The following is a 19,361-nucleotide window of genomic DNA, read 5'->3' on the forward strand; positions in this document are numbered from 1 at the left end:
CTCTCCGTCAGTGACTGGCCGCCGTGGCGCCCATTTCGTTGACTTGCTGAAAGGTCGAGAAACGCTCAAGACCGAAGGGTTTGATCAACTCGGGCACCTGGCCGCCGCTGGCCACCAGTTCGGCCATGGTCTTGCCGCAGATCGGCGTCGCCTTGAACCCCCAGGTGCCCCAACCGGCGTCAAGGTAGTAATTTTTCACCGGCGACAGGCCCATGATCGGGCTGTAGTCGGGGGTCATGTCGGTGATGCCGGCCCATTGGCGCATCAGCTTGGCGTTGGCCAGGAACGGGAACATCTCGATGGCGTGGGCCAGCAAGCTTTCCTTGAGGTCCAGGGTCGAGCGGGTGTTGAACAGCGGATACGGATCGGAACCGCCGCCGAAGACCACTTCGCCACGGCTGGTCTGTTGCACATAGCAATGCAGCGCAGAGGAACTCACCAGCGGATCGAGGAACGGTTTGAACGGTTGGGTGACCATCGCTTGCAGAGGGAAGGTCTGGATCGGCGAGCGGATCCCGGCCTTGGCCATCAGCAAGGAGCTGTGCCCGGCAATCGCCTGCACCGCGCAGCCGCACTGGATGGTGCCGCGATTGGTCTTGACCGCGGTGATCGCGCCATTTTCGATGACCAGGTCCTGGACTTCCGTGAGCTGGTGGATTTCAACGCCGCGTTTGGCCGCCTGTTTGGCGTAACCCCAGGCCACGGCGTCGTGGCGTGCGGTGGCGCCGTCCATGTGCCACAGGCCGGCGATGACCGGCAAGTGGCCCGGGTCGAGGTTGAGACTGGGCACCAGTTCGCGGATTTGCTGGCGGTCGATCATCTCGGTGCGCCCGCCAAAATGTTTATTGACCTCGGCACGCTGGCGGAAAGAACGCACCGTGGCGTCGGTATGGGCCAGGGTCAGTTGACCGCGCTCGGAGTACATGATGTTGAAATCGAATTCGTTGGACAGCCCCTGGAACATCCGCACGGACTCGGCGTAGAAACGCACGCCCTCGCTGGTCAGGTAGTTGGAGCGAATCACTGCCGTGTTGCGCGCGGTATTGCCGCCACCCAGGTAGGACTTCTCCAGCACCGCGATGTTGGTGATGCCGTGGTACTTGGCCAGGTAGTAGGCAATGGCCAGGCCATGACCGCCAGCGCCGATGATCACCACGTCATAGCTGCGCTTCAATTCTTTGGGCGGTGGCAGGTCCACTTCCACCGGGTACTCCGAACTCAGCCCGTATTTCAGTAGATTGAATGGCATAGGGCCTCCGATTGGCTGCGTTGAACCTGGTGTTGCATAAGGGCTGCGGTGACGGTGTTTTTCATCAAGAAGGCAATGGTCATCGGGCCGACTCCACCGGGGACCGGCGTGATTGCCGCGACGTGGGGCAGGGCACTGTCGAAATCGACATCACCCACCAGGCGGCTACGGCCCTGATCGTCAATGCGATTGATGCCGACGTCGATCACCACCGCTCCAGGCTTGAGCCAACTGGCGTCGATCATCTGAGGTTGGCCGACGGCGGCGACGACGATGTCCGCCTGACGGCACAAGGCTTGCGGATCGGCACTGCGCGAATGCAGCACGGTCACCGAGCAGTCGGCCTTGAGCAGCAGGGCGGCCATGGGTTTGCCAACGATGTTCGAGCGTCCAATGACCACCGCGTGTTTGCCGCGCAAATCACCGCAGGTTTGTTCCAGCAAATACAGGCAACCGCTGGGCGTGCAGGGCGCAAGCACGGTGCGACCCTGACTGAGGCCACCGACGTTTTCACTGTGAAAACCGTCGACGTCCTTGCCGGGAGCAATGGCTTGCAACGCCCTCAGTTCGTCGATATGTGCCGGCAGTGGCAGTTGCAGCAGAATGCCGTTGATCGAGCGATCGGCATTCAGCGTGGCGATCAGGTTGAGCAGTTGTTCGGTGCTGGTGTCGGTGGACAGACGATGCTCCACGGAACGAATCCCCACCTCTTCGGCGCGCAGGACCTTGTTGCGCACATAGACCTGGCTGGCCGGATCGCTACCCACCAGAATTACCGCCAGGGCCGGTTGAATGTCTTGCTCGCGCAGGCTGTCCACGTCTTTGCGCACTTGAATGAGCACACGTGCTGCTGCGGCTTTGCCGTCGATCAATTTGAGCGTGTTCACCGGAAGATCACCGTTCTGTCCTGGTTGAGGAAAACCCTGTGTTCCAAGTGGTATTTGACCGCTTTGGACAGGGCAACGGTTTCGGTGTCACGGCCGGTGGCGACCAGGTCGTCAGGCAGATAGACGTGATCGACGCGCTGGACTTCCTGCTCGATGATCGGCCCCTCGTCGAGGTCGCTGGTGACGTAGTGGGCGGTGGCACCGATCAGTTTCACGCCGCGCTGGTAGGCCTGGTGGTACGGCTTGGCGCCTTTGAAGCCGGGCAAGAATGAGTGGTGAATGTTGATCGCCCGGCCCGAGAGTTGCTTGCACAGGTCATCGGAGAGGATTTGCATGTAGCGCGCGAGCACCACCAGTTCGGTGCCGGTGTCATCGACGACTTTCATCAACTCGGCTTCCTGCCGGGCCTTGGTGTCTTTGGTTACTGGCAAGTAGATGAAGCGAATGCCTTCGCGTTCGGCCATCGGTCGCAGGTCGAGGTGGTTGGAGACGATGGCGGTGATGGTCATGTCCATCTCGCCTTTGTGGTAGCGGTAGAGGAGGTCGGTCAGGCAGTGGTCGAATTTGCTGACCATCAGCAAGACGCGCATCGGTTCGCGGGTGTCGTGCAGTTCCCAGGACATGTCGAAGGCGTTGGCGACGTCGGCGAAGCCTTGTTTGATCTGTTGCAGGTCACCGGGGTGGCCGTCGTTGAAGCGGAATACCGCACGCATGAAAAACCGGCCGCTGAGGTCGTCGTCGAATTGCGCCATCTCCCCGATGTAGCAACCGTTGTCAGCCAGGTAGGTGGTCACGGCAGCGACGATGCCGGACACGGCGGGACAGGTGATTTTGATGATGAAATGGTTTTTTTCGTGTTGCATGACACGTCCTCGGGAAGATGGCGGCAGCTCATCGCAAAGCGAAAATATGTCAGTAGAGAGGGTGGCTCTTCCTTGAGCGCTGTTTCTTGATGGGAATAAATTATTCCTGTTTGTGGCTTTATACGGGGGATGGGGAGGCGGCGTCCAGACGTTTGTGAAAGTTTTTTAACTGGTGGGAATTTTTTGCGGCTTTTTGGGGTTTTGGTCGTGTGCATATCCGTTTTTGTGGTCGCGGCGGATATTGGTTCCGCCCTGACGGCGGGTTACTTGGAAAAGCGCCAAGTAACCAAGCGCTTGCGCCCCTGACGTCCGGTGCCTCGCCTAGGCTCGGCATGCCCTCACTCCGGTCCTGCTCCGTGCGCCCGCCGCCATCGGCCATCCATGGCCGGGGGCGGCTAACCCGGCATCCATGCCGGGTTGCCCACTATGCAGAACCTGCGTTCGGCCTTCCGACGGAGCAGATCACGATCAAGATCAAAAGCGGAAGGCGAGCTAACGCTCGGCCTGATGAGTGGTGAGAAGCAACAGCGGTGCGCCGGTCTGCTTTAGGTGGGAGTGAGCCTGCTCGCGATGCTGTTGATCGTTCCCACGCTCTGCGTGGGAATGCCACCGGGGACGCTCTGCGTTCCGCTGTCGACACCAGGCTTGAGTCTTGCGCAAGGGTGACGCGGAGCGTCACGGGATGCAGTCCCACGCAGAGCATGGGAACGATCAGGACGCGCAAGCGTTGAAGAATCAGGCCGGCCCGTAGGCCGCCTCGCTTTGCTTTGGCGGTGCACGCCCCCTCGTGAGGCCGAGCGCAGGTTCTGCGCAGTGGGCAACCCGGCATGGATGCCGGGTTAGCCGCCCCCGGCCATGGATGGCCGATGGCGGCGGGCCCACGGAGCAGGACCGGAGCGAGGGCATGCCGAGCCTAAGCGAGGCACCGAACGTCAGGGGCAAAAGCGCTTTGGTTACTTTCGCGCTTTTCGAAAGTGACCCGCCGTCAGGGCGGAACCCTAAGCCGCCGTTACCGCAGAAACGGATATGCCCCCCAACTCAGAAAAACATCACTCCTTGTCATTCCCATAATTCATGATCGACAACATCCGAATCGGCACCTGCACCAACTCCTCAGGCCCATGAGGAATCTCCCCCTCGAACGTCAGGCTGTCCCCAGCCTCCATCCGATACAGCTGATTCCCATGCCGATAAATCAACTCACCCTCAAGCAAATGCAAGAACTCGGTCCCCGGGTGAGAGAAGGTCGGAAACTCTTCACTGGCGTCATCCATGCTCACCATGTACGCCTCGAAACTCTTCTTCGGCCCACGGGTATGGTTGAGCAGATGATAGGTATGGCCTTTTTCGGTCCCGCGGCGCACCACCTCCATACCCTGATCGGCCTTGACCAGCAGCGCGCTGCCGTCCTGCTGATCGTACTCGCTGAACAACTTCGACAGGGGCAGGCCGAGTACGTCGCACAGGCGGCTCAGGGTGTCGAGGCTGGTGGACACCTGCGCGTTTTCGATCTTGCTCAACATGCCCTGGCTGATATCGGCAATCTTGGCCACATCAGACAATTTCAGGTCCTGCGCCTGGCGCTGGCGTTTGATCTGCAACCCCAGGTATTGCTCAAGCTTGAGGCGCGGTGCGGTTTCGTTCGACATAGTCATCAGCTTCTGCACACTTTCCGTTCAGTAATATTAGTTTCGCACTGAGAAAGTGCAAATCAACACATTCGCGTCTTGTTCCGGCGTGAATATTCCCACGGGGAAAAGATTTTTCCCATATATACAGCACAAAAACGCTTCTCACCTCACGCGGACGCCTTCCTGGCAAATGTGGCAAGGGCCTTGCATTCCTATTGGGAAACAAACTTTCTTTTTAGGAATAAAAAGTCAGTTAAGGCCTATCCATCATGTTTTGCCTTTCGCGAGGAGTGACGAGCAATGTTGCCAGCAGAAACCCAGCACATTATCGACAAGCACGGCATCAAGTACGTGCTTGCACAGTTTGTCGATATCCATGGCGCGGCAAAAACCAAATCGGTGCCGATCTGCGGGCTCAAGGCCGTGGCTGAGGACGGCGCCGGTTTTGCCGGTTTCGCCATCAGCGGCATGGGCATGGAGCCGCACGGGCCGGACTTCATGGCTCGCGGCGATTTGTCGACGCTGACACCAGTGCCTTGGCAACCGGGTTATGGCCGGGTCGTGTGCATTGGCCATGTCGACGGCAAGCCGCATCCCTATGACAGCCGCTACGTGCTGCAGCAGCAGATCCGTCGCCTGGAAGACAAGGGCTGGACGCTCAACACCGGCCTGGAACCCGAATTCAACCTGATGCGCCGTGACGAGCAGGGCAAGCTGCAACTGGTCGATCTGAGCGATAACCTGGACAAGCCTTGCTACGACTACAAAGGTCTGTCGCGCTCCCGGGTGTTTCTTGAGCGTTTGACTGAAGCGCTGCAAGCGGTGGATTTCGAGGTCTATCAAATCGATCACGAAGACGCCAATGGCCAATTCGAAATCAACTACACCTACAGCGATGCCATGACCTCGGCGGATCGCTTCACTTTCTTCCGCATGGCCGCCGGCGAGATTGCCAATGACTTGGGCATGATCTGCTCGTTCATGCCCAAGCCCGACCCGAAACGTGCCGGCAACGGCATGCACTTTCACCTGTCGATCAGCAGTGCCGAGAACAAGAACCTGTTCCACGACGCCAGCGATCCGAGCGGCATGGGCCTGTCGAAAATGGCCTATCACTTCGCCGCCGGCCTGTTGGCACACGGCCCGGCGCTGTGTGCCTTTGCCGCACCGACGGTCAACTCCTACAAGCGTCTGGTGGTGGGCAATTCGTTGTCCGGTGCGACCTGGGCGCCGGCCTTTATTGCCTTTGGTGCCAACAACCGCTCCGCGATGGTCCGTGTGCCTTACGGACGCCTGGAATTTCGCCTGCCGGACGCCGGTTGCAATCCCTATCTGGTCAGCGCGGCCATCATCGCTGCGGGTCTGGACGGCATCGACCGTCAGTTGGAAATCGACCACGTCTGCAACGAAAACCTCTACAGCCTGAGCCTGGAGCAGATCGCCGCGCGCGGCATCAAGACCCTGCCGCAGTCGCTCAAGGAAGCCTGCGATGCGCTCGAAGCCGACCCGCTGTTCGCCGAAGTGCTGGGCCCGCAGATCGTGGGCGAGTTCATCAAGCTCAAGCGTATGGAGTGGGTCGAGTACAGCCGCCATGTCAGTGACTGGGAAGTCGCGCGCTACACCGAATTTTTCTGAGCCCGCTGGCGGCAGCTACGAGCTGCAAGCTTCAAGCCGCAAGTAAAAGCGGTTTGGCGGTGTGTCACTGCAATTTCTATCAATGTGGATTGCTTGCAGCTTGCAGCTTGCAGCTTCCGAACGAAGTGAGGACTGTTGTCATGTGTGGAATCGTAGGTCTTTACCTGAAAAATCCGCAGCTGGAATCCCGGCTGGGGCAGCTCTTCGAACCAATGTTGCAGGCCATGACCGATCGTGGCCCGGACAGTGCCGGCTTTGCCATCTACGGCGATGAAGTCGCCGATGGCTGGGTCAAGCTGACCCTGCAGGCCACCACCGAAGGCTTCGACTGGAAAACCCTGATGGGCGAACTGGAAGGGCGCCTGGGCTGTTCACTGGACTGGTTCCAGAACGCCAGTGCGGCGGTGCTGAAGATCCACGCGGACGAGGCGCCGGTCCGTCTGGCCCTTGCTGAATTGGCACCCAGCGTCCGCATCATGAGCGCCGGGCAGAGCATTGAAATCCTCAAAGGCATGGGGCTGCCCCAGGAAATTTCCCAACGCTTCGGCCTGGCCGGCATGAAAGGCAGTCACATCATCGGCCACACCCGCATGGCGACTGAAAGCGCGGTGACCATGGAAGGCAGCCACCCGTTTTCCACTGGAGCGGACCTGTGCCTGGTGCACAACGGCTCGCTGTCCAACCACTTCCGCCTGCGTCAGGAACTCAAGCGCGAAGGCATCCAGTTTGAAACCGACAACGACACCGAGGTGGCCGCCGGTTACCTGACCTGGCGTCTGCAGCAGGGCGACTCGTTGAAGGAGGCGCTGGATCATGCGCTGGAAGATCTCGACGGTTTCTTCACTTTCGCCATCGGCACCCGTAACGGTTTCGCGGTGATTCGCGACCCGATCGCCTGCAAGCCGGCGATCCTCGCCGAGACCGACGACTACGTCGCCATGGCCTCGGAGTATCAGGCGCTGTCGAGCCTGCCGGGCATTGAAAACGCCAGGATCTGGGAGCCGGCACCGGCCACCTTGTACATCTGGGAACGCGAGTCAGCTTAAGGAGCACACACATGAAAACCATCGATCTTTCCATTGCCACCGTGCGTGACCTCAATCAGGCGCTGCATGACCAGGTCCACAGCGTAGAAGACCGCGAGTGGGTCGTGACTCACTCCAACGGCAAGCACAATCTCGCCGTCGGGGTGAACCAGGCCGTTTCCATCGATATCCAGGGCCACGCCGGTTACTACTGCGCCGGCATGAACCAGAAGGCTTCGATCACCGTTCATGGCAATGCCGGTGTCGGCTGCGCCGAGAACATGATGTCCGGTTATGTGCGGATCAAGGGCAGCGCCTCCCAGGCCGCCGGCGCCACCGCCCATGGCGGATTGCTGGTGATCGAAGGCGATGCCGGAGCCCGTTGCGGGATTTCCATGAAAGGCATCGACATCGTGGTCGGCGGCAGCATTGGTCACATGAGCTGTTTCATGGGCCAGGCCGGACGACTGGTGGTGTGCGGTGATGCCGGCGATGCGCTGGGCGATTCGTTGTACGAAACCCACATTTATGTGAAGGGCAGCGTTGCCTCCCTGGGCTCGGATTGCATCGAGAAAGAGATGCGCGCCGAGCACCTGGAAGAGCTGCAGGTCCTGCTCAACCGTGCCGGTTTCGAGCACAAGGCCGCTGACTTCAAGCGCTACGGCTCGGCCCGTCAGTTGTACAACTTCAAAGTCGATAACGCGTCCGCGTATTGATTCACGCCAGGAGAACAGACATGAGCGACCCTACCAGCCCAAAAGCAGCCCCGGTATTGCGTGAATCCGCGACCTTCGACCGCCTGACCATCCAGGAAATCCAGCGTGCCGCCGAGACCGGCATCTACGACATTCGCGGTGGCGGCACCAAGCGCAAAGTGCCGCACTTCGATGACTTGCTGCTGCTCGGCGCCAGCGTGTCGCGCTACCCGCTGGAAGGTTATCGGGAGAAGTGCGGCACCGATGTGATCCTCGGCAACCGTTTCGCCAAGAAGCCGATCCATCTGAAGATTCCGGTGACCATTGCCGGCATGAGTTTCGGTGCGTTGTCCGCCAATGCCAAGGAAGCGCTCGGTCGTGGGGCAACCATCGCCGGCACCAGCACCACCACCGGTGACGGCGGCATGACGCCGGAGGAACGCGGGCAATCGCAGCACCTGGTCTATCAATATCTGCCGTCGCGTTACGGCATGAACCCGGATGACCTGCGCAAGGCCGATGCCATCGAAATCGTCCTGGGGCAGGGCGCCAAACCGGGTGGTGGCGGCATGTTGCTGGGCATGAAAGTCACCGAGCGGGTAGCGGGTATGCGCACCTTGCCGATTGGCGTCGATCAGCGCAGCGCCTGCCGCCACCCGGACTGGACCGGCCCGGATGACTTGGCGATCAAGATTGCCGAACTGCGTGAAATCACCGATTGGGAAAAACCGATCTACGTGAAGATCGGCGCCAGCCGGCCTTACTACGACGTCAAGCTGGCGGTGAAGGCCGGCGCGGATGTGATCGTGCTCGATGGTATGCAAGGCGGCACCGCGGCGACCCAGGAGGTGTTTATCGAACATGTGGGCATCCCGATTTTGCCGGCCATTCCACAAGCGGTACAGGCTTTGCAGGAAATGGGCATGCACCGCAAGGTCCAGTTGATCGTTTCGGGAGGGATTCGCAACGGTGCCGACGTGGCCAAGGCCATGGCGCTGGGCGCGGACGCCGTGGCCATCGGCACGGCGGCGCTGATTGCGCTGGGCGACAACCACCCGCGACTGAATGACGAACTGCAGAAGATCGGCTCAGCCGCAGGCTTTTATGACGACTGGCAGAACGGCCGCGATCCGGCCGGGATCACCACGCAGGATCCGGAACTGTCCAAGCGTCTGGATCCGGTGGAGGGCGGACGCCGTCTGGCCAACTACCTGCGGGTGCTGGTGCTGGAAGCCCAGACCATGGCGCGGGCATGCGGCAAGTCGCACCTGCACAACCTCGATCCGGAGGATCTGGTGGCGCTGACAGTGGAATCGGCCGCGATGGCCAGGGTGCCACTGGCCGGGACTAGCTGGATTCCGGGCTCCGGTTATTGAGTGACAGGATCGTTCCTACGCTCTGCGTGGGAATGCCTCATGGGACGCTCTGCGTCCCGATTCTGTGACGCAGAGCGTCACGGGCTGCATTCCAACGCAGGAGCGTGGGAACGATCAGATCAGGGGGCCCACCAAGAGGCCCATGAAATCCAATTGCTCACTGCCCGGCACTTCCCATTTCTTTTGCAGGAGCTTTGAACATGGTCAATCGTCTTCTTGGCAAATCCCTTCTTGGCCTGTTAGCCAGTGGTGCACTGGTGCCGTTGGCTCAGGCGGCCGACGCACCCACCTTGAACACCGGCAGCACCGCGTGGATGGTCACCGCCGCCGTGCTGGTGTTGTTCATGTGTCTGCCGGGCCTGGCCCTGTTTTATGGCGGCCTGGTGCGGGCGAAAAACATGTTGTCGTTGTTCACCCAGTGCTTTGGCGTCGCCGGACTGGTGGGTGTTTTATGGGTGATCTACGGCTACAGCATGGTGGTCGACACCACGGGCATGGTCGAGGGGCAAGTGACCTTCAACAGCTTTGTCGGAGGCTTGAACCGAGCCTTTCTGGCGGGAATGACCCCGCAGAGCCTGGTCGGCGATATACCGGAAGGCGTGTTCGTGACCTTCCAGATGACCTTCGCCATCATCACTCCGGCGCTGATTGCCGGGGCGTTTGCCGAGCGCATGAAGTTTTCGGCAGCGCTGTGGTTCATGGCGCTGTGGTTCACCCTGGTGTATGCCCCGGTGGCCCATATGGTATGGGGCGGTTCGGGCGCCTTGATGCATAACTGGGGCGTCCTCGATTTTGCCGGCGGTACGGCGGTGCATATCAACGCCGGCGTCGCGGCTTTGGCTGCGTGTCTGATTCTCGGCAAGCGCAAGGGCTACCAGAACACGCCGATGCCGGCGCACAACTTGAGCCTGACCATGGCGGGGGCGGCCATGCTCTGGGTCGGCTGGTTTGGTTTCAATATCGGCTCCGGTGGCGGCCTAAACGGCACTTCCGGGATTGTCATGCTCAACACTCAATTGGGTGCTTGCGCCGGGATTCTCGGCTGGATGTTCACCGAGTGGTTCAAGGTCGGCAAGCCAAGTGCCTTGGGCCTTGCCAGTGGTGCGCTGGCCGGCCTGGTGGGCATCACACCGGCGTGCGCCTATGTGGGCGTCGGTGGTGCGCTGGCGATCGGTCTGCTGTGCGGGGTGTTCTGCTATTTGAGCGTCACCGTCCTCAAGCGCCGCTTCGGCTATGACGACAGCCTTGATGTATTCGGCTTGCACGGAATCGGCGGGATGATCGGCGCGGTACTGACCGGGGTGTTCTGCGTGCCGTCGCTGGGCGGGATGGTCGAAGGCGTGACCATGGGCGCGCAAGTGGTGGCGCAAATCAAGGGTGTGCTGCTGACAACGGTGTATTGCTTCGCCGTCAGCTGGATCATTCTTAAGGTAATCAATGCCGTGATCGGCTTGCGTGCCGATGAGTCGGTGGAGGAGATGGGACTGGATCTGGCCGAGCACAACGAGCGTGCCTATAACCATTGATGGCTGCGCTGACAACACAACGCCGGCCATGAGCCGGCGTTGTACTTTTTAATCAGCGGAACGCTGGGACCACGTGTTTGATGAACAGCTCCAGGGACTTTTTCTTTTCCGCATGGGGCAGGCTGTTGTCGCACCAGAAGCTGAATTCGTCGACGCCCAGTTCCTGGTAATACTTGATGCGCGGAATGATTTCTTCCGGCGTGCCGATCATGGCGGTCTTGTGCAGGCTCTCCAGTTGGAACTCCGGACGCTCGGCGAATTTTTCTTCCGGGCTCGGTGCGAGGAAACCGTTGACCGGTGTTTGCTTGTTGCCGAACCAGGCGTCGAAAGTGCGGTAGAACTTCGAGATCGCCTTGGCGCCGACTTTCCAGCCCTCGGGGTCATCGACGGCGTGGACGTGGGTGTGACGCAGCACCATCAATTGCGGGCGGGGCACGTCGGGGTTGTTGTCCAGCGCGGTCTGGAACTTGTTCTTCAGGTCGAGGACTTCTTCGTCGCCTTTCATCAGCGGCGTGACCATGACGTTGCAACCGTTGGCCACGGCGAAGTTGTGGGAGTCAGGGTCGCGAGCGGCAATCCACATCGGCGGGTTGGGCTTCTGGATCGGCTTTGGCACGCTGGTGGAGGTCGGGAATTTCCAGATATCACCGTCGTGGGCGTAGTCGCCTTGCCACAATGCCCGGACCACTGGAACCATTTCGCGCAGTGCCTGACCGCCGGACGAAGCAGGCATGCCGCCGGCCATCCGGTCGAACTCAACCTGGTAAGCGCCACGGGCCAGGCCGACTTCCATGCGTCCGTTGCTGATCACATCGAGCAACGCGCATTCACCGGCGACCCGCAACGGGTGCCAGAACGGGGCGATGATGGTGCCGGCGCCCAGATGAATGGTGGTGGTCTTGGCTGCCAGGTAGGCCAGCAGCGGCATAGGGCTTGGCGAGATGGTGTATTCCATGGCGTGGTGTTCGCCGATCCAGACAGTGCTGAAACCACCGGCCTCGGCCATCAGGGTCAGTTCGGTCAAGTCTTCGAACAGCTGGCGATGGCTGACGCTCTCGTCCCAACGTTCCATGTGCACGAACAGCGAAAATTTCATGACACTTACCTCGGATTCTTTTGTTGTCGGCCTGTCGACAGGCTGTTTATTGGAGTCTCGGAATTCGCAATCTACGCAACATATTCTGAGTATTGTCTAATCAGGCGAGCACGGGCAGGGCGCCCATCTTGCCGTGGCAATACACCAGTGGCCCGGCGTTCTGCTGAGGCACGATCAGGTTCTTCACGGCGCCAACCATGATCGCGTGGTCGCCGCCTTCATATTCGCGCCACAGTTCGCATTCGATCACGGCCGTGGCGTTCGCCAGAATCGGATTGCCCAGCTCGCTCAAGGTCCATTCGATGCCTTGCGCCTTGTCTTTGCCTTTACGGGCGAACGCATAGGCTTCGCTTTGCTGGCCGCCGGACAGCACGTGAATGGCAAAGCGTTTGTTCTTGATCAGTACCGGATACGAGTCGGAGCTGTAGTTGGGGCAGAACAGCACCAGGGCCGGGTCCATGGACAGCGAGCTGAAGGCGCTGGCGGTCAGGCCGACGATCTGGCCGTCGTCATCGAGTGTAGTGATGACAGTCACCCCGGACGGAAACGAACCCATTACTTGTTTGTAGATGGCGGCATCGATCATGGGACGGTCCTCTGGCGGTGTGGTACGGGTTTTTATGTGTTTGTAGGTCTGATGGTATACCGTAATACATAGTTTGCAAGGGCTTTTTTTGTCGCCCGATAAACGTATGGAATTGGTGTTTCGTCCAATGATTGCTGGGGCTTTAACGATTAAGTGCGATCTTGTGTGGCTCAGAAAAGCGGGGCAGATCGTCGCAAAAAAACCGGATCAGTCTTGTGAAAATGTTGGAATACCATAATATGGCCAGCCTCTGAGGGGCGGTCCAAGAGCTCCCCCGGTTTGGCTTCATACAAATATAAGATCAGACAAACTCGAGTTCATGCACATGTCCCAGATGTCCCGGCAAGACCCCCTGATCGAGAATCATACGGTCGATTACGTCCCTCTCGCGGAACGCCACGGGAAGGCCCGCGATCTTTTCACCTTGTGGTTCAGCACCAACATTGCGCCGCTGCCCATCGTCACCGGTGCGATGGTGGTGCAAGTGTTCCACCTCAATCTTTTCTGGGGGTTGCTGGCCATTGCGCTTGGGCACATGGTGGGCGGCCTGGTGATCGCCCTGGCCTCGGCGCAAGGCCGCGCATGGGCATTCCGCAGATGGTCCAGAGTCGCGGCCAGTTCGGTCGTTATGGTGCGCTGCTGATCGTGTTCTTTGCCGCGCTCATCTACGTCGGCTTTTTCATCTCCAACATCGTGTTGGCCGGCAAATCCATCGTCGGCCTTGCGCCATCGGTTCCGGTTCCGGCGAGCATCCTTATCGGTGCGTTGAGCGCCACCGCGATCGGGGTGATCGGCTACCGCTTCATTCATACGCTCAACCGCATCGGGACCTGGGTGATGGGCAGTGCCTTGCTGGCCGGTTTCCTCTATATCTTTGCTCATGACTTGCCGGCTGACTTTTTCACTCGCGGCAGTTTCAATGTATCCGGCTGGCTGGCGACGGTGTCGCTGGGCATTATCTGGCAGATCAGCTTTTCGCCTTACGTGTCGGACTATTCGCGTTACCTGCCAGCCGATATCGGAATTGCCCGTCCGTTTTTCGCTACTTACCTGGGCGCAACGCTGGGTACCATTTTGTCTTTTACCTTTGGTGCGGTCGCGGTGCTGGCGACGCCGGAAGGCACTGAAGCGATGGCGGCGGTGAAGCAATCGACCGGTTGGTTGGGGCCGATTTTGATGGTGTTGTTTTTGCTCAATATCATCAGCCACAACGCCTTGAATCTGTATGGCGCGGTGCTGTCGATCATTACGTCGATCCAGACGTTTGCCAGTCAATGGACGCCGAGCATCAAGGTGCGTGTGGTTTTGTCGAGTGGGGTGCTGGCGGGCTGCTGTGTGGTGGCGTTGGGGGCTTCGGCGGATTTCATTTCGCAGTTCATCGGGTTGATTCTGGCGTTGTTGCTGGTGTTGGTGCCTTGGGCTTCGATCAACTTGATCGACTTTTATCTGATCAAGCGTGGGTGTTATGACATTGCTTCGATTTTCCGCGCGGATGGCGGGATTTACGGGCGGTTCAATTGGCATGCGATTGTGGCGTATTTCATCGGGATTATTGTGCAGCTGCCGTTTGCCAATACGTCGTTGTATGTCGGGCCTTATGCCAATCTGGTGGACGGTGCGGATTTGTCCTGGTTGGTGGGGTTGGTGGTGACGTGTCCGCTTTACTATTGCCTGGCGACGCGGGGGCAGGTGCAGGAGGGCAGGGTTTCGCGGTTGGGGTTTGCTGACTGATTACGTTGTTTGTGTGGTTTGGGGTGCCCGGCTTTGGTCGGGCGTTTTTTTGTGTGTATATCCGTTATTTGGGTGATGGCGGCTATTGGTTCCGCCTTTACGGCGGGTCACTTGGAAGAGCGCCAAGTAACCAAGCGCCAGCGCCCCTGACGTACGGTGCCTCGCCTAGGCTCGGCATTCCCTCACTCCGGTCCTGCTCCGTGGGCCCGCCGCCATCGGCCATCCATGGCCGGGGGCGGCTAACCCGGCATCCATGCCGGGTTGCCCACTACGCAGAACCTGCGTTCGGCCTCCCGACGGGGCAGATCAAGATCAAGATCAAAAGCGGAAGGCGAGCTAACGCTCGACCTGATGAGTGGTGAGGAGCAACAGCGGTGCGCCGTTCCGCTTAATGTTGATCGTTCCCACGCTCCGCGTGGGAATGCATCCCGTGACGCTCCGCGTCACCCTTGCGCAAGACTCAAGCCTGCTGTCGACAGCGGAACGCAGAGCGTCCCCGGCGGCATTCCCACGCGGAGCATGGGAACGATCAGCACGCGCAAGCGTTGAGCAAACAGGCCGGCCGGCAGGCCGCCTCGTTTTGCTTTGGCGGTGCACGCCCCCTCGAGAGGCCGAGTGGAGGTTCTGCGCAGTGGGCACCGCGGCAAGGATGCCGCGGTAGCCGCCCCCGGCCATGGATGGCCGATGGCGGCGGGCCCACGGAGCAGGACCGGAGCGAGGGCATGCCGAGCCTAGGCGAGGCACCGAACGTCAGGGGCAAAAGCGCTTGGTTACTTGGCGCTTCTCCAAGTGACCCGCCGTCAGGGCGGAACCAATATCCGCCATCACCAAAAAAACGGATATGCCCCCAACCAAAAACCAAAAACCCAAAAAAAAGGGCCACCACAACCCGACGTTGCAGCGACCCGAGGGTGACGCTATGTAAATACGGCCCAGCCGAAAATCAATGCGCCCCGGCAGCCTTGTTCAAATCACTCTCAGCCCACTCGGTATACACACAAGCATCCGCAGTAGCCCAACGCACACGAACCGGATCCCCCGTCTTGAGCGGCATACCCGCAGCAGACAGCGCCTTCACAGTCATCGAAGTCCCGCCCAGCGTCTTGACGGTGCACGTCTGGCTCTCACCCAGAAACAACACCTCACCGACAATCGCCGATACCTCATTCCAGCCCGCCGCCAGAGGCTCACGAGCCGCCTGCTCTACACTCAACGCCAACGCCTTCTCCGGACGCACCATCAGCAGCACATCCTGATCGATCTGCAACCCGGCAGTCAGACGAATCGACAGCGACTGCCCTTCAAACGAAGCCACCGCGTTGCCCTGAGCCTTGAGCTTGAGGAAGTTCGAGTTACCCAGGAACGACGCGACAAACGCATTCGGCGGGTTCTGATACAGATCAAAACCACTGCCCAGCCCGACGATTTTCCCATGGCTGAAAATGGCGATGCGCTGAGACAAACGCATGGCTTCTTCCTGATCGTGGGTCACGTAGACAATGGTGATGCCCAGGCGACGGTGCAGCTGGCGCAGCTCGTCCTGCAAATCTTCACGCAGTTTCTTGTCGAGCGCGCCGAGCGGTTCGTCCATCAGCAAAATACGTGGCTCATACACCAGCGCTCGCGCAATGGCGACCCGTTGCTGCTGGCCGCCGGAGAGTTGCGAAGGGCGGCGATGGGCGAACTGTTCCAGTTGCACCAACTTGAGCATCGCATCGACCCGACGCTCGCGCTCGGCGGCGGGCAGTTTGCGGATCGCCAGTGGGAACGCGATGTTGTCGCGGACCGACAAGTGCGGGAACAGCGAGTAACGCTGGAACACCATGCCAATGTCGCGCTTGTGCGGCGGCACGTTGACCAGCGATTGGCCATTGACCAGGATCTCGCCGCTGCTCGGGGTTTCGAAGCCGGCGAGCATCGACAGCGTTGTACTTTTACCGGATCCGCTGGAGCCGAGGAAGGTCAGGAATTCACCGTCCTTGATGTCCAGCGAGATGTCGTCCACGGCGGCAAATTCGCCGTAGTACTTGTTCAGGTTGCGCAGGCTTACCAGGGGTTGGTCACTGTGTTGCGCGGAATCTTTGATCACTGCACTCATGTCGTACTCCTGGGCGCTCAGGCGCTGATTTCATTGCGCCGGCGAACGGCGGCGGCGATCACCATGACCAATACCGAGAGGCCGATCAGCAACGTCGAAGCGACGGCGATCACAGGCGTCAGGTCCTGGCGCAGGGTGGTCCACATTTTCACGGGAAGGGTTTGCAGGGTCGGGCTGGCCATCATCACGCTCAGCACCACTTCATCCCACGAGACAAGGAAGGCGAAGAGGGCGCCGGCCACCATGCCCGGACGAATGGCCGGGAAGGTCACCTTGAATACCGCTTGCAGGCGCGAGGCGCCGCAGATTACCGCCGCATCTTCAATCGACTGATCGAACAGCTTCAGCGAGTTGATGATCGAGATGATGGTGAACGGCAACGCGACGATCACGTGGCTGACGACGAAGGCAAACATCGTGCCGGTATAGCCGAGCTTGAGGAACAGCGCGTACACCGCCACCGCAATGATCACCAGTGGCACGATCATCGGCAGGGTGAATAGGCCGTAAAGCATTTCCCGACCCGGGAAGCGTCCGCGCACCAATGCAAACGCGGTGGGCAAGCCCAGCGCAACGGCGAAGAAGGTGGTCAGGACCGCGACCTTGAGACTGGCCACGGCGGCGTTCATCCAGTCGGCATTGGAGAAGAACTGGCCGTACCACTTCAGCGTCCAGCCCGGTGGCGGGAACACCAGCCACTGGGAGGAGCCGAAGGACAGCAACACGATGAACACGATCGGCAGCAACAGGAACAGCGCGATCAGCCCGGTCGTGAAATACAGGCCGAAGCGCATGCGCCGGCTCATGGCATTGGGAGTCAGTAGCATGATGGCTTACCTCGCGTTGCTGGCGCCAACCGGGGATTCCGGCTGAAGCTTCAGGTAGAAGTAGAACAACACCAGCGTGATCACGATCAGCAACGCGGCGCCGGCGCTCGCCAGGCCCCAGTTGAGGAAGGACTGCACCTGTTGAATGATGAACTCGGGCAACATCATGTTCTGCGCGCCACCGAGCAAGGCCGGGGTGACGTAGTACCCGAGCGACATCACGAACACCATCAGCCCACCGGAAAACAGGCCCGGCCGGCACAGCGGCAGGAACACCCGGAAGAAGTTGGTCCAGGGACTGGCACCGCAGATCGAGCCGGCTTGCAGGATCATCGGATCGATGGCCTGCATGGTCGCCTGCAGCGGCAGGACGATGAACGGGATCATGATGTAGCTCATGCCGATCACCACGCCGGTGAGGTTATGCACCATCTCCAGCGGTTGATCGATGATGCCCATCGCCATCAGCGCCTTGTTGATCACCCCGGAGGCTTGCAGCAACACCAGCCAGGAATAGGTGCGGGCGAGGAGGCTGGTCCACATCGACAGCAGCACGATGTTGAGGATCCAGCGCCCCCAGCCACGTGGCACCAGGGTGATGGCCCAGGCCAGCGGAAAACCCAGCAGCAGGCTGAACAGCGTCACCAGGCCGGCCACGGAGAAGGTGTTGAGCAAGACCCGGGCATACGCCGAGTTGGCGAACAGCTGCTCGTAGTTGCCAAGGCCCGGAACGGGTTCCAGCACACCACGCAGCAGCAGGCCGATCAGCGGCGCCAGGAAGAACAGGCCCAGAAACAGCAGGGCCGGAATCAGGTTGCTCGCACCGCGCCAGCGCTGCGCCATCGACGCAGGTTGTTTAGGCACTGCTGCCTTGGCGGGAACCGCCCCGGCAGCGCCAGCGGCGCTCCCGGTCTTGGTTGCTGGAGAGGAAGCTGTTGCCGCCATTTTCATTTGACCAGCCATTCGTTCCACCGTGTCGCGATGGCCGGACCGTTCTTGGCCCAGTACGCGAAATCAAGAGTGATTTGATCCTTGGCGTAGGCGGTCGGCAGGTTAGGCGCCAGCACTGAATCCAGGCGTGCAACGCTGTCGACGTTGACCGGCGCATAGGCGGTCAGGTTGGAGAAGTCGGCCTGTCCTTTGGCGCTGCTCGCGTTGGCCAGGAACTTCATGGCCGCTGCCTTGTTTTTCGTGCCTTTAGGGATGACCAGGATGTCGGCCATGACCAGGTTCTGTTTCCAGCTCACACCCACCGGCGCGCCATCTTCTTGCAGGGCGTGGATCCGGCCGTTCCAGAACTGGCCCATGCTCGCTTCACCCGAGGCCAGCAGCTGTTGCGACTGTGCACCACCGCCCCACCAGACGATGTCTTTCTTGATGGTGTCGAGTTTCTTGAAGGCGCGATCCAGGTCCAGCGGATAGAGCTTGTCGGCAGCCACGCCATCGGCCAGCAGTGCCAGTTCGAGCACGCCAGGGCTTGGCCATTTGTAGAGGGCGCGTTTGCCGGGGTAGGTCTTGGTGTCGAACAGTGCGGACCAGTCCTGAGGTTTGCTGGCGCCGAGCTTGCTTTCGTTGTAACCCAGGACAAAGGAGAAGAAGAACGAACCGACGCCGTAATCGGAAACAAACCGCGGGTCGATTTTGTCGCGCTGGATTACCGAGAAATCGAGGGGTTCGAGCAAGCCTTCGGAGGCGGCGCGCAGGGCGAAGTCGGCTTCGACGTCAACCACGTCCCATTGCACGTTGCCGCTTTCGACCATGGCTTTGAGTTTGCCGTAGTCGGTTGGACCGTCCTGGACCACCGTGACGCCGCTGGCTTTGCTGAACGGATCGGCCCAGGCCTGCTTCTGTGCATCCTGGGTGCTACCGCCCCAACTGACGAAGTTGACGCTTTCAGCCGCAATGGCCGCGTGACTGACCGTGGCCAGTAAACCCGCGAACAGTACTGCGGTTGCACGTTTGTTCAACACCATTTTCACGCCCTCATTGTTGTGTTTTTGAGCGGGCTTGGTAATGCCCGCCTATCGGGAGCAGTAGGTCCATCTGGCCTCTAACGGCGACCGTGCCAAGGGCTGTTATTGGTGCTTTCCCTGTCGGGGGCACTTGGCTGAAGCGTCCGGTCTATGGAATATCATA

At 60.0% G+C, this 19,361-nt stretch carries 15 protein-coding genes and 1 pseudogene; 6 read left to right on the plus strand and 10 right to left on the minus strand.

All coding sequences use genetic code 11. The features are described from left to right. Positions 1 to 7: 7 nt before the first annotated feature. The 4 genes from BLQ41_RS18420 to BLQ41_RS18450 all read right to left on the minus strand — a co-directional run bounded on the left by BLQ41_RS18420 (position 8) and on the right by BLQ41_RS18450 (position 4,648). Positions 8 to 1,249, minus strand: coding sequence for an FAD-dependent oxidoreductase (locus tag BLQ41_RS18420; protein WP_090183061.1), 1,242 nt, complete (start codon positions 1,247 to 1,249; stop codon positions 8 to 10). Then, positions 1,231 to 2,136 (minus strand): bifunctional methylenetetrahydrofolate dehydrogenase/methenyltetrahydrofolate cyclohydrolase FolD, encoded by a 906-nt coding sequence (gene folD / locus BLQ41_RS18425; protein WP_090183063.1) that lies wholly within the window; start codon positions 2,134 to 2,136, stop codon positions 1,231 to 1,233. The genes BLQ41_RS18420 and folD overlap by 19 nt, the downstream gene beginning before the upstream one ends. Then, positions 2,133 to 2,999 carry a formyltetrahydrofolate deformylase gene (purU, locus tag BLQ41_RS18430; RefSeq protein WP_090183064.1) on the minus strand — a complete coding sequence of 289 codons (867 nt, stop codon included), beginning with the start codon at positions 2,997 to 2,999 and terminating at the stop codon, positions 2,133 to 2,135. The genes folD and purU overlap by 4 nt, the downstream gene beginning before the upstream one ends. A gap of 1,049 nt (positions 3,000 to 4,048) precedes the next feature. Beyond that, positions 4,049 to 4,648 carry a helix-turn-helix domain-containing protein gene (locus BLQ41_RS18450; protein ID WP_090183071.1) on the minus strand — a complete coding sequence of 200 codons (600 nt, stop codon included), beginning with the start codon at positions 4,646 to 4,648 and terminating at the stop codon, positions 4,049 to 4,051. A 282-nt stretch (positions 4,649 to 4,930) separates the two neighbouring features. Between BLQ41_RS18450 and glnT the strand changes: the two genes are divergently transcribed. From glnT to BLQ41_RS18475, 5 genes are all read left to right on the plus strand, one after another. After that, positions 4,931 to 6,265 (plus strand): type III glutamate--ammonia ligase, encoded by a 1,335-nt coding sequence (glnT, locus tag BLQ41_RS18455; RefSeq protein WP_090183073.1) that lies wholly within the window; start codon positions 4,931 to 4,933, stop codon positions 6,263 to 6,265. Between the two features lie 140 nt (positions 6,266 to 6,405). Further along, the gene (locus BLQ41_RS18460; RefSeq protein ID WP_090183074.1) at positions 6,406 to 7,311 is read left to right on the plus strand and encodes a class II glutamine amidotransferase; all 906 of its coding nucleotides are present in this window, start codon (positions 6,406 to 6,408) and stop codon (positions 7,309 to 7,311) included. Positions 7,312 to 7,322: 11 nt separating this feature from the next. Further along, positions 7,323 to 8,006 carry a GltB/FmdC/FwdC-like GXGXG domain-containing protein gene (locus BLQ41_RS18465; protein WP_090183076.1) on the plus strand — a complete coding sequence of 228 codons (684 nt, stop codon included), beginning with the start codon at positions 7,323 to 7,325 and terminating at the stop codon, positions 8,004 to 8,006. 20 nt (positions 8,007 to 8,026) lie between these two features. Further along, positions 8,027 to 9,361, plus strand: a complete 1,335-nt coding sequence (locus BLQ41_RS18470) for an FMN-binding glutamate synthase family protein (RefSeq protein ID WP_090183077.1) — start codon at positions 8,027 to 8,029, stop codon at positions 9,359 to 9,361. A gap of 200 nt (positions 9,362 to 9,561) precedes the next feature. Beyond that, the gene (locus BLQ41_RS18475; RefSeq protein WP_090183078.1) at positions 9,562 to 10,887 is read left to right on the plus strand and encodes an ammonium transporter; all 1,326 of its coding nucleotides are present in this window, start codon (positions 9,562 to 9,564) and stop codon (positions 10,885 to 10,887) included. Between the two features lie 52 nt (positions 10,888 to 10,939). Here BLQ41_RS18475 and BLQ41_RS18480 read toward each other — a convergent pair whose 3' ends face one another. Next, positions 10,940 to 11,983, minus strand: a complete 1,044-nt coding sequence (locus BLQ41_RS18480) for an LLM class flavin-dependent oxidoreductase (protein WP_090183080.1) — start codon at positions 11,981 to 11,983, stop codon at positions 10,940 to 10,942. A 100-nt stretch (positions 11,984 to 12,083) separates the two neighbouring features. Next, entirely contained in the window at positions 12,084 to 12,569 is a 486-nt protein-coding gene (locus tag BLQ41_RS18485; protein ID WP_056740501.1) for a flavin reductase family protein, read from the minus strand. 325 nt (positions 12,570 to 12,894) lie between these two features. On the opposite strand from BLQ41_RS18485, the pseudogene BLQ41_RS18490 reads away from it, so the two are divergent. After that, positions 12,895 to 14,300: pseudogene (locus BLQ41_RS18490) on the plus strand (purine-cytosine permease family protein). Positions 14,301 to 15,243: 943 nt separating this feature from the next. Here the strand turns inward: BLQ41_RS18490 and BLQ41_RS18495 are convergent. Genes BLQ41_RS18495 through BLQ41_RS18510 form a run of 4 tightly spaced genes read right to left on the minus strand, consistent with a single transcriptional unit; the run spans position 15,244 to position 19,198 of the window. Continuing rightward, positions 15,244 to 16,398, minus strand: coding sequence for an ABC transporter ATP-binding protein (locus tag BLQ41_RS18495; protein ID WP_090183083.1), 1,155 nt, complete (start codon positions 16,396 to 16,398; stop codon positions 15,244 to 15,246). Positions 16,399 to 16,415: 17 nt separating this feature from the next. Then, on the minus strand, positions 16,416 to 17,225 hold the full coding sequence (locus tag BLQ41_RS18500; protein WP_090183084.1) for an ABC transporter permease: 810 nt from the start codon (positions 17,223 to 17,225) through the stop codon (positions 16,416 to 16,418). Positions 17,226 to 17,231: 6 nt separating this feature from the next. Then, positions 17,232 to 18,176 carry an ABC transporter permease gene (locus tag BLQ41_RS18505; RefSeq protein ID WP_090183087.1) on the minus strand — a complete coding sequence of 315 codons (945 nt, stop codon included), beginning with the start codon at positions 18,174 to 18,176 and terminating at the stop codon, positions 17,232 to 17,234. Further along, the gene (locus BLQ41_RS18510; protein WP_090183089.1) at positions 18,173 to 19,198 is read right to left on the minus strand and encodes an ABC transporter substrate-binding protein; all 1,026 of its coding nucleotides are present in this window, start codon (positions 19,196 to 19,198) and stop codon (positions 18,173 to 18,175) included. The genes BLQ41_RS18505 and BLQ41_RS18510 overlap by 4 nt, the downstream gene beginning before the upstream one ends. Positions 19,199 to 19,361 lie beyond the last annotated feature (163 nt).

Origin of the sequence: Pseudomonas arsenicoxydans (genome assembly GCF_900103875.1) — a bacterium.
In the GTDB taxonomy this organism is placed as follows: Bacteria; Pseudomonadota; Gammaproteobacteria; order Pseudomonadales; family Pseudomonadaceae; genus Aquipseudomonas; species Aquipseudomonas arsenicoxydans.

Excerpts from the sequence above, each read along its gene's own strand:
- BLQ41_RS18510 (WP_090183089.1), bottom strand. The coding sequence starts at position 19,198 with ATGGTGTTGAACAAACGTGCAACCGCAGTACTGTTCGCGGGTTTACTG.
- BLQ41_RS18465 (WP_090183076.1), top strand. The coding sequence starts at position 7,323 with ATGAAAACCATCGATCTTTCCATTGCCACCGTGCGTGACCTCAATCAG.
- glnT (WP_090183073.1), top strand. The coding sequence starts at position 4,931 with ATGTTGCCAGCAGAAACCCAGCACATTATCGACAAGCACGGCATCAAG.
- BLQ41_RS18420 (WP_090183061.1), bottom strand. The coding sequence starts at position 1,249 with ATGCCATTCAATCTACTGAAATACGGGCTGAGTTCGGAGTACCCGGTG.
- purU (WP_090183064.1), bottom strand. The coding sequence starts at position 2,999 with ATGCAACACGAAAAAAACCATTTCATCATCAAAATCACCTGTCCCGCC.
- BLQ41_RS18495 (WP_090183083.1), bottom strand. The coding sequence starts at position 16,398 with ATGAGTGCAGTGATCAAAGATTCCGCGCAACACAGTGACCAACCCCTG.
- BLQ41_RS18480 (WP_090183080.1), bottom strand. The coding sequence starts at position 11,983 with ATGAAATTTTCGCTGTTCGTGCACATGGAACGTTGGGACGAGAGCGTC.
- BLQ41_RS18450 (WP_090183071.1), bottom strand. The coding sequence starts at position 4,648 with ATGTCGAACGAAACCGCACCGCGCCTCAAGCTTGAGCAATACCTGGGG.
- BLQ41_RS18470 (WP_090183077.1), top strand. The coding sequence starts at position 8,027 with ATGAGCGACCCTACCAGCCCAAAAGCAGCCCCGGTATTGCGTGAATCC.
- BLQ41_RS18485 (WP_056740501.1), bottom strand. The coding sequence starts at position 12,569 with ATGATCGATGCCGCCATCTACAAACAAGTAATGGGTTCGTTTCCGTCC.
- BLQ41_RS18460 (WP_090183074.1), top strand. The coding sequence starts at position 6,406 with ATGTGTGGAATCGTAGGTCTTTACCTGAAAAATCCGCAGCTGGAATCC.
- BLQ41_RS18475 (WP_090183078.1), top strand. The coding sequence starts at position 9,562 with ATGGTCAATCGTCTTCTTGGCAAATCCCTTCTTGGCCTGTTAGCCAGT.
- BLQ41_RS18505 (WP_090183087.1), bottom strand. The coding sequence starts at position 18,176 with ATGAAAATGGCGGCAACAGCTTCCTCTCCAGCAACCAAGACCGGGAGC.
- BLQ41_RS18500 (WP_090183084.1), bottom strand. The coding sequence starts at position 17,225 with ATGCTACTGACTCCCAATGCCATGAGCCGGCGCATGCGCTTCGGCCTG.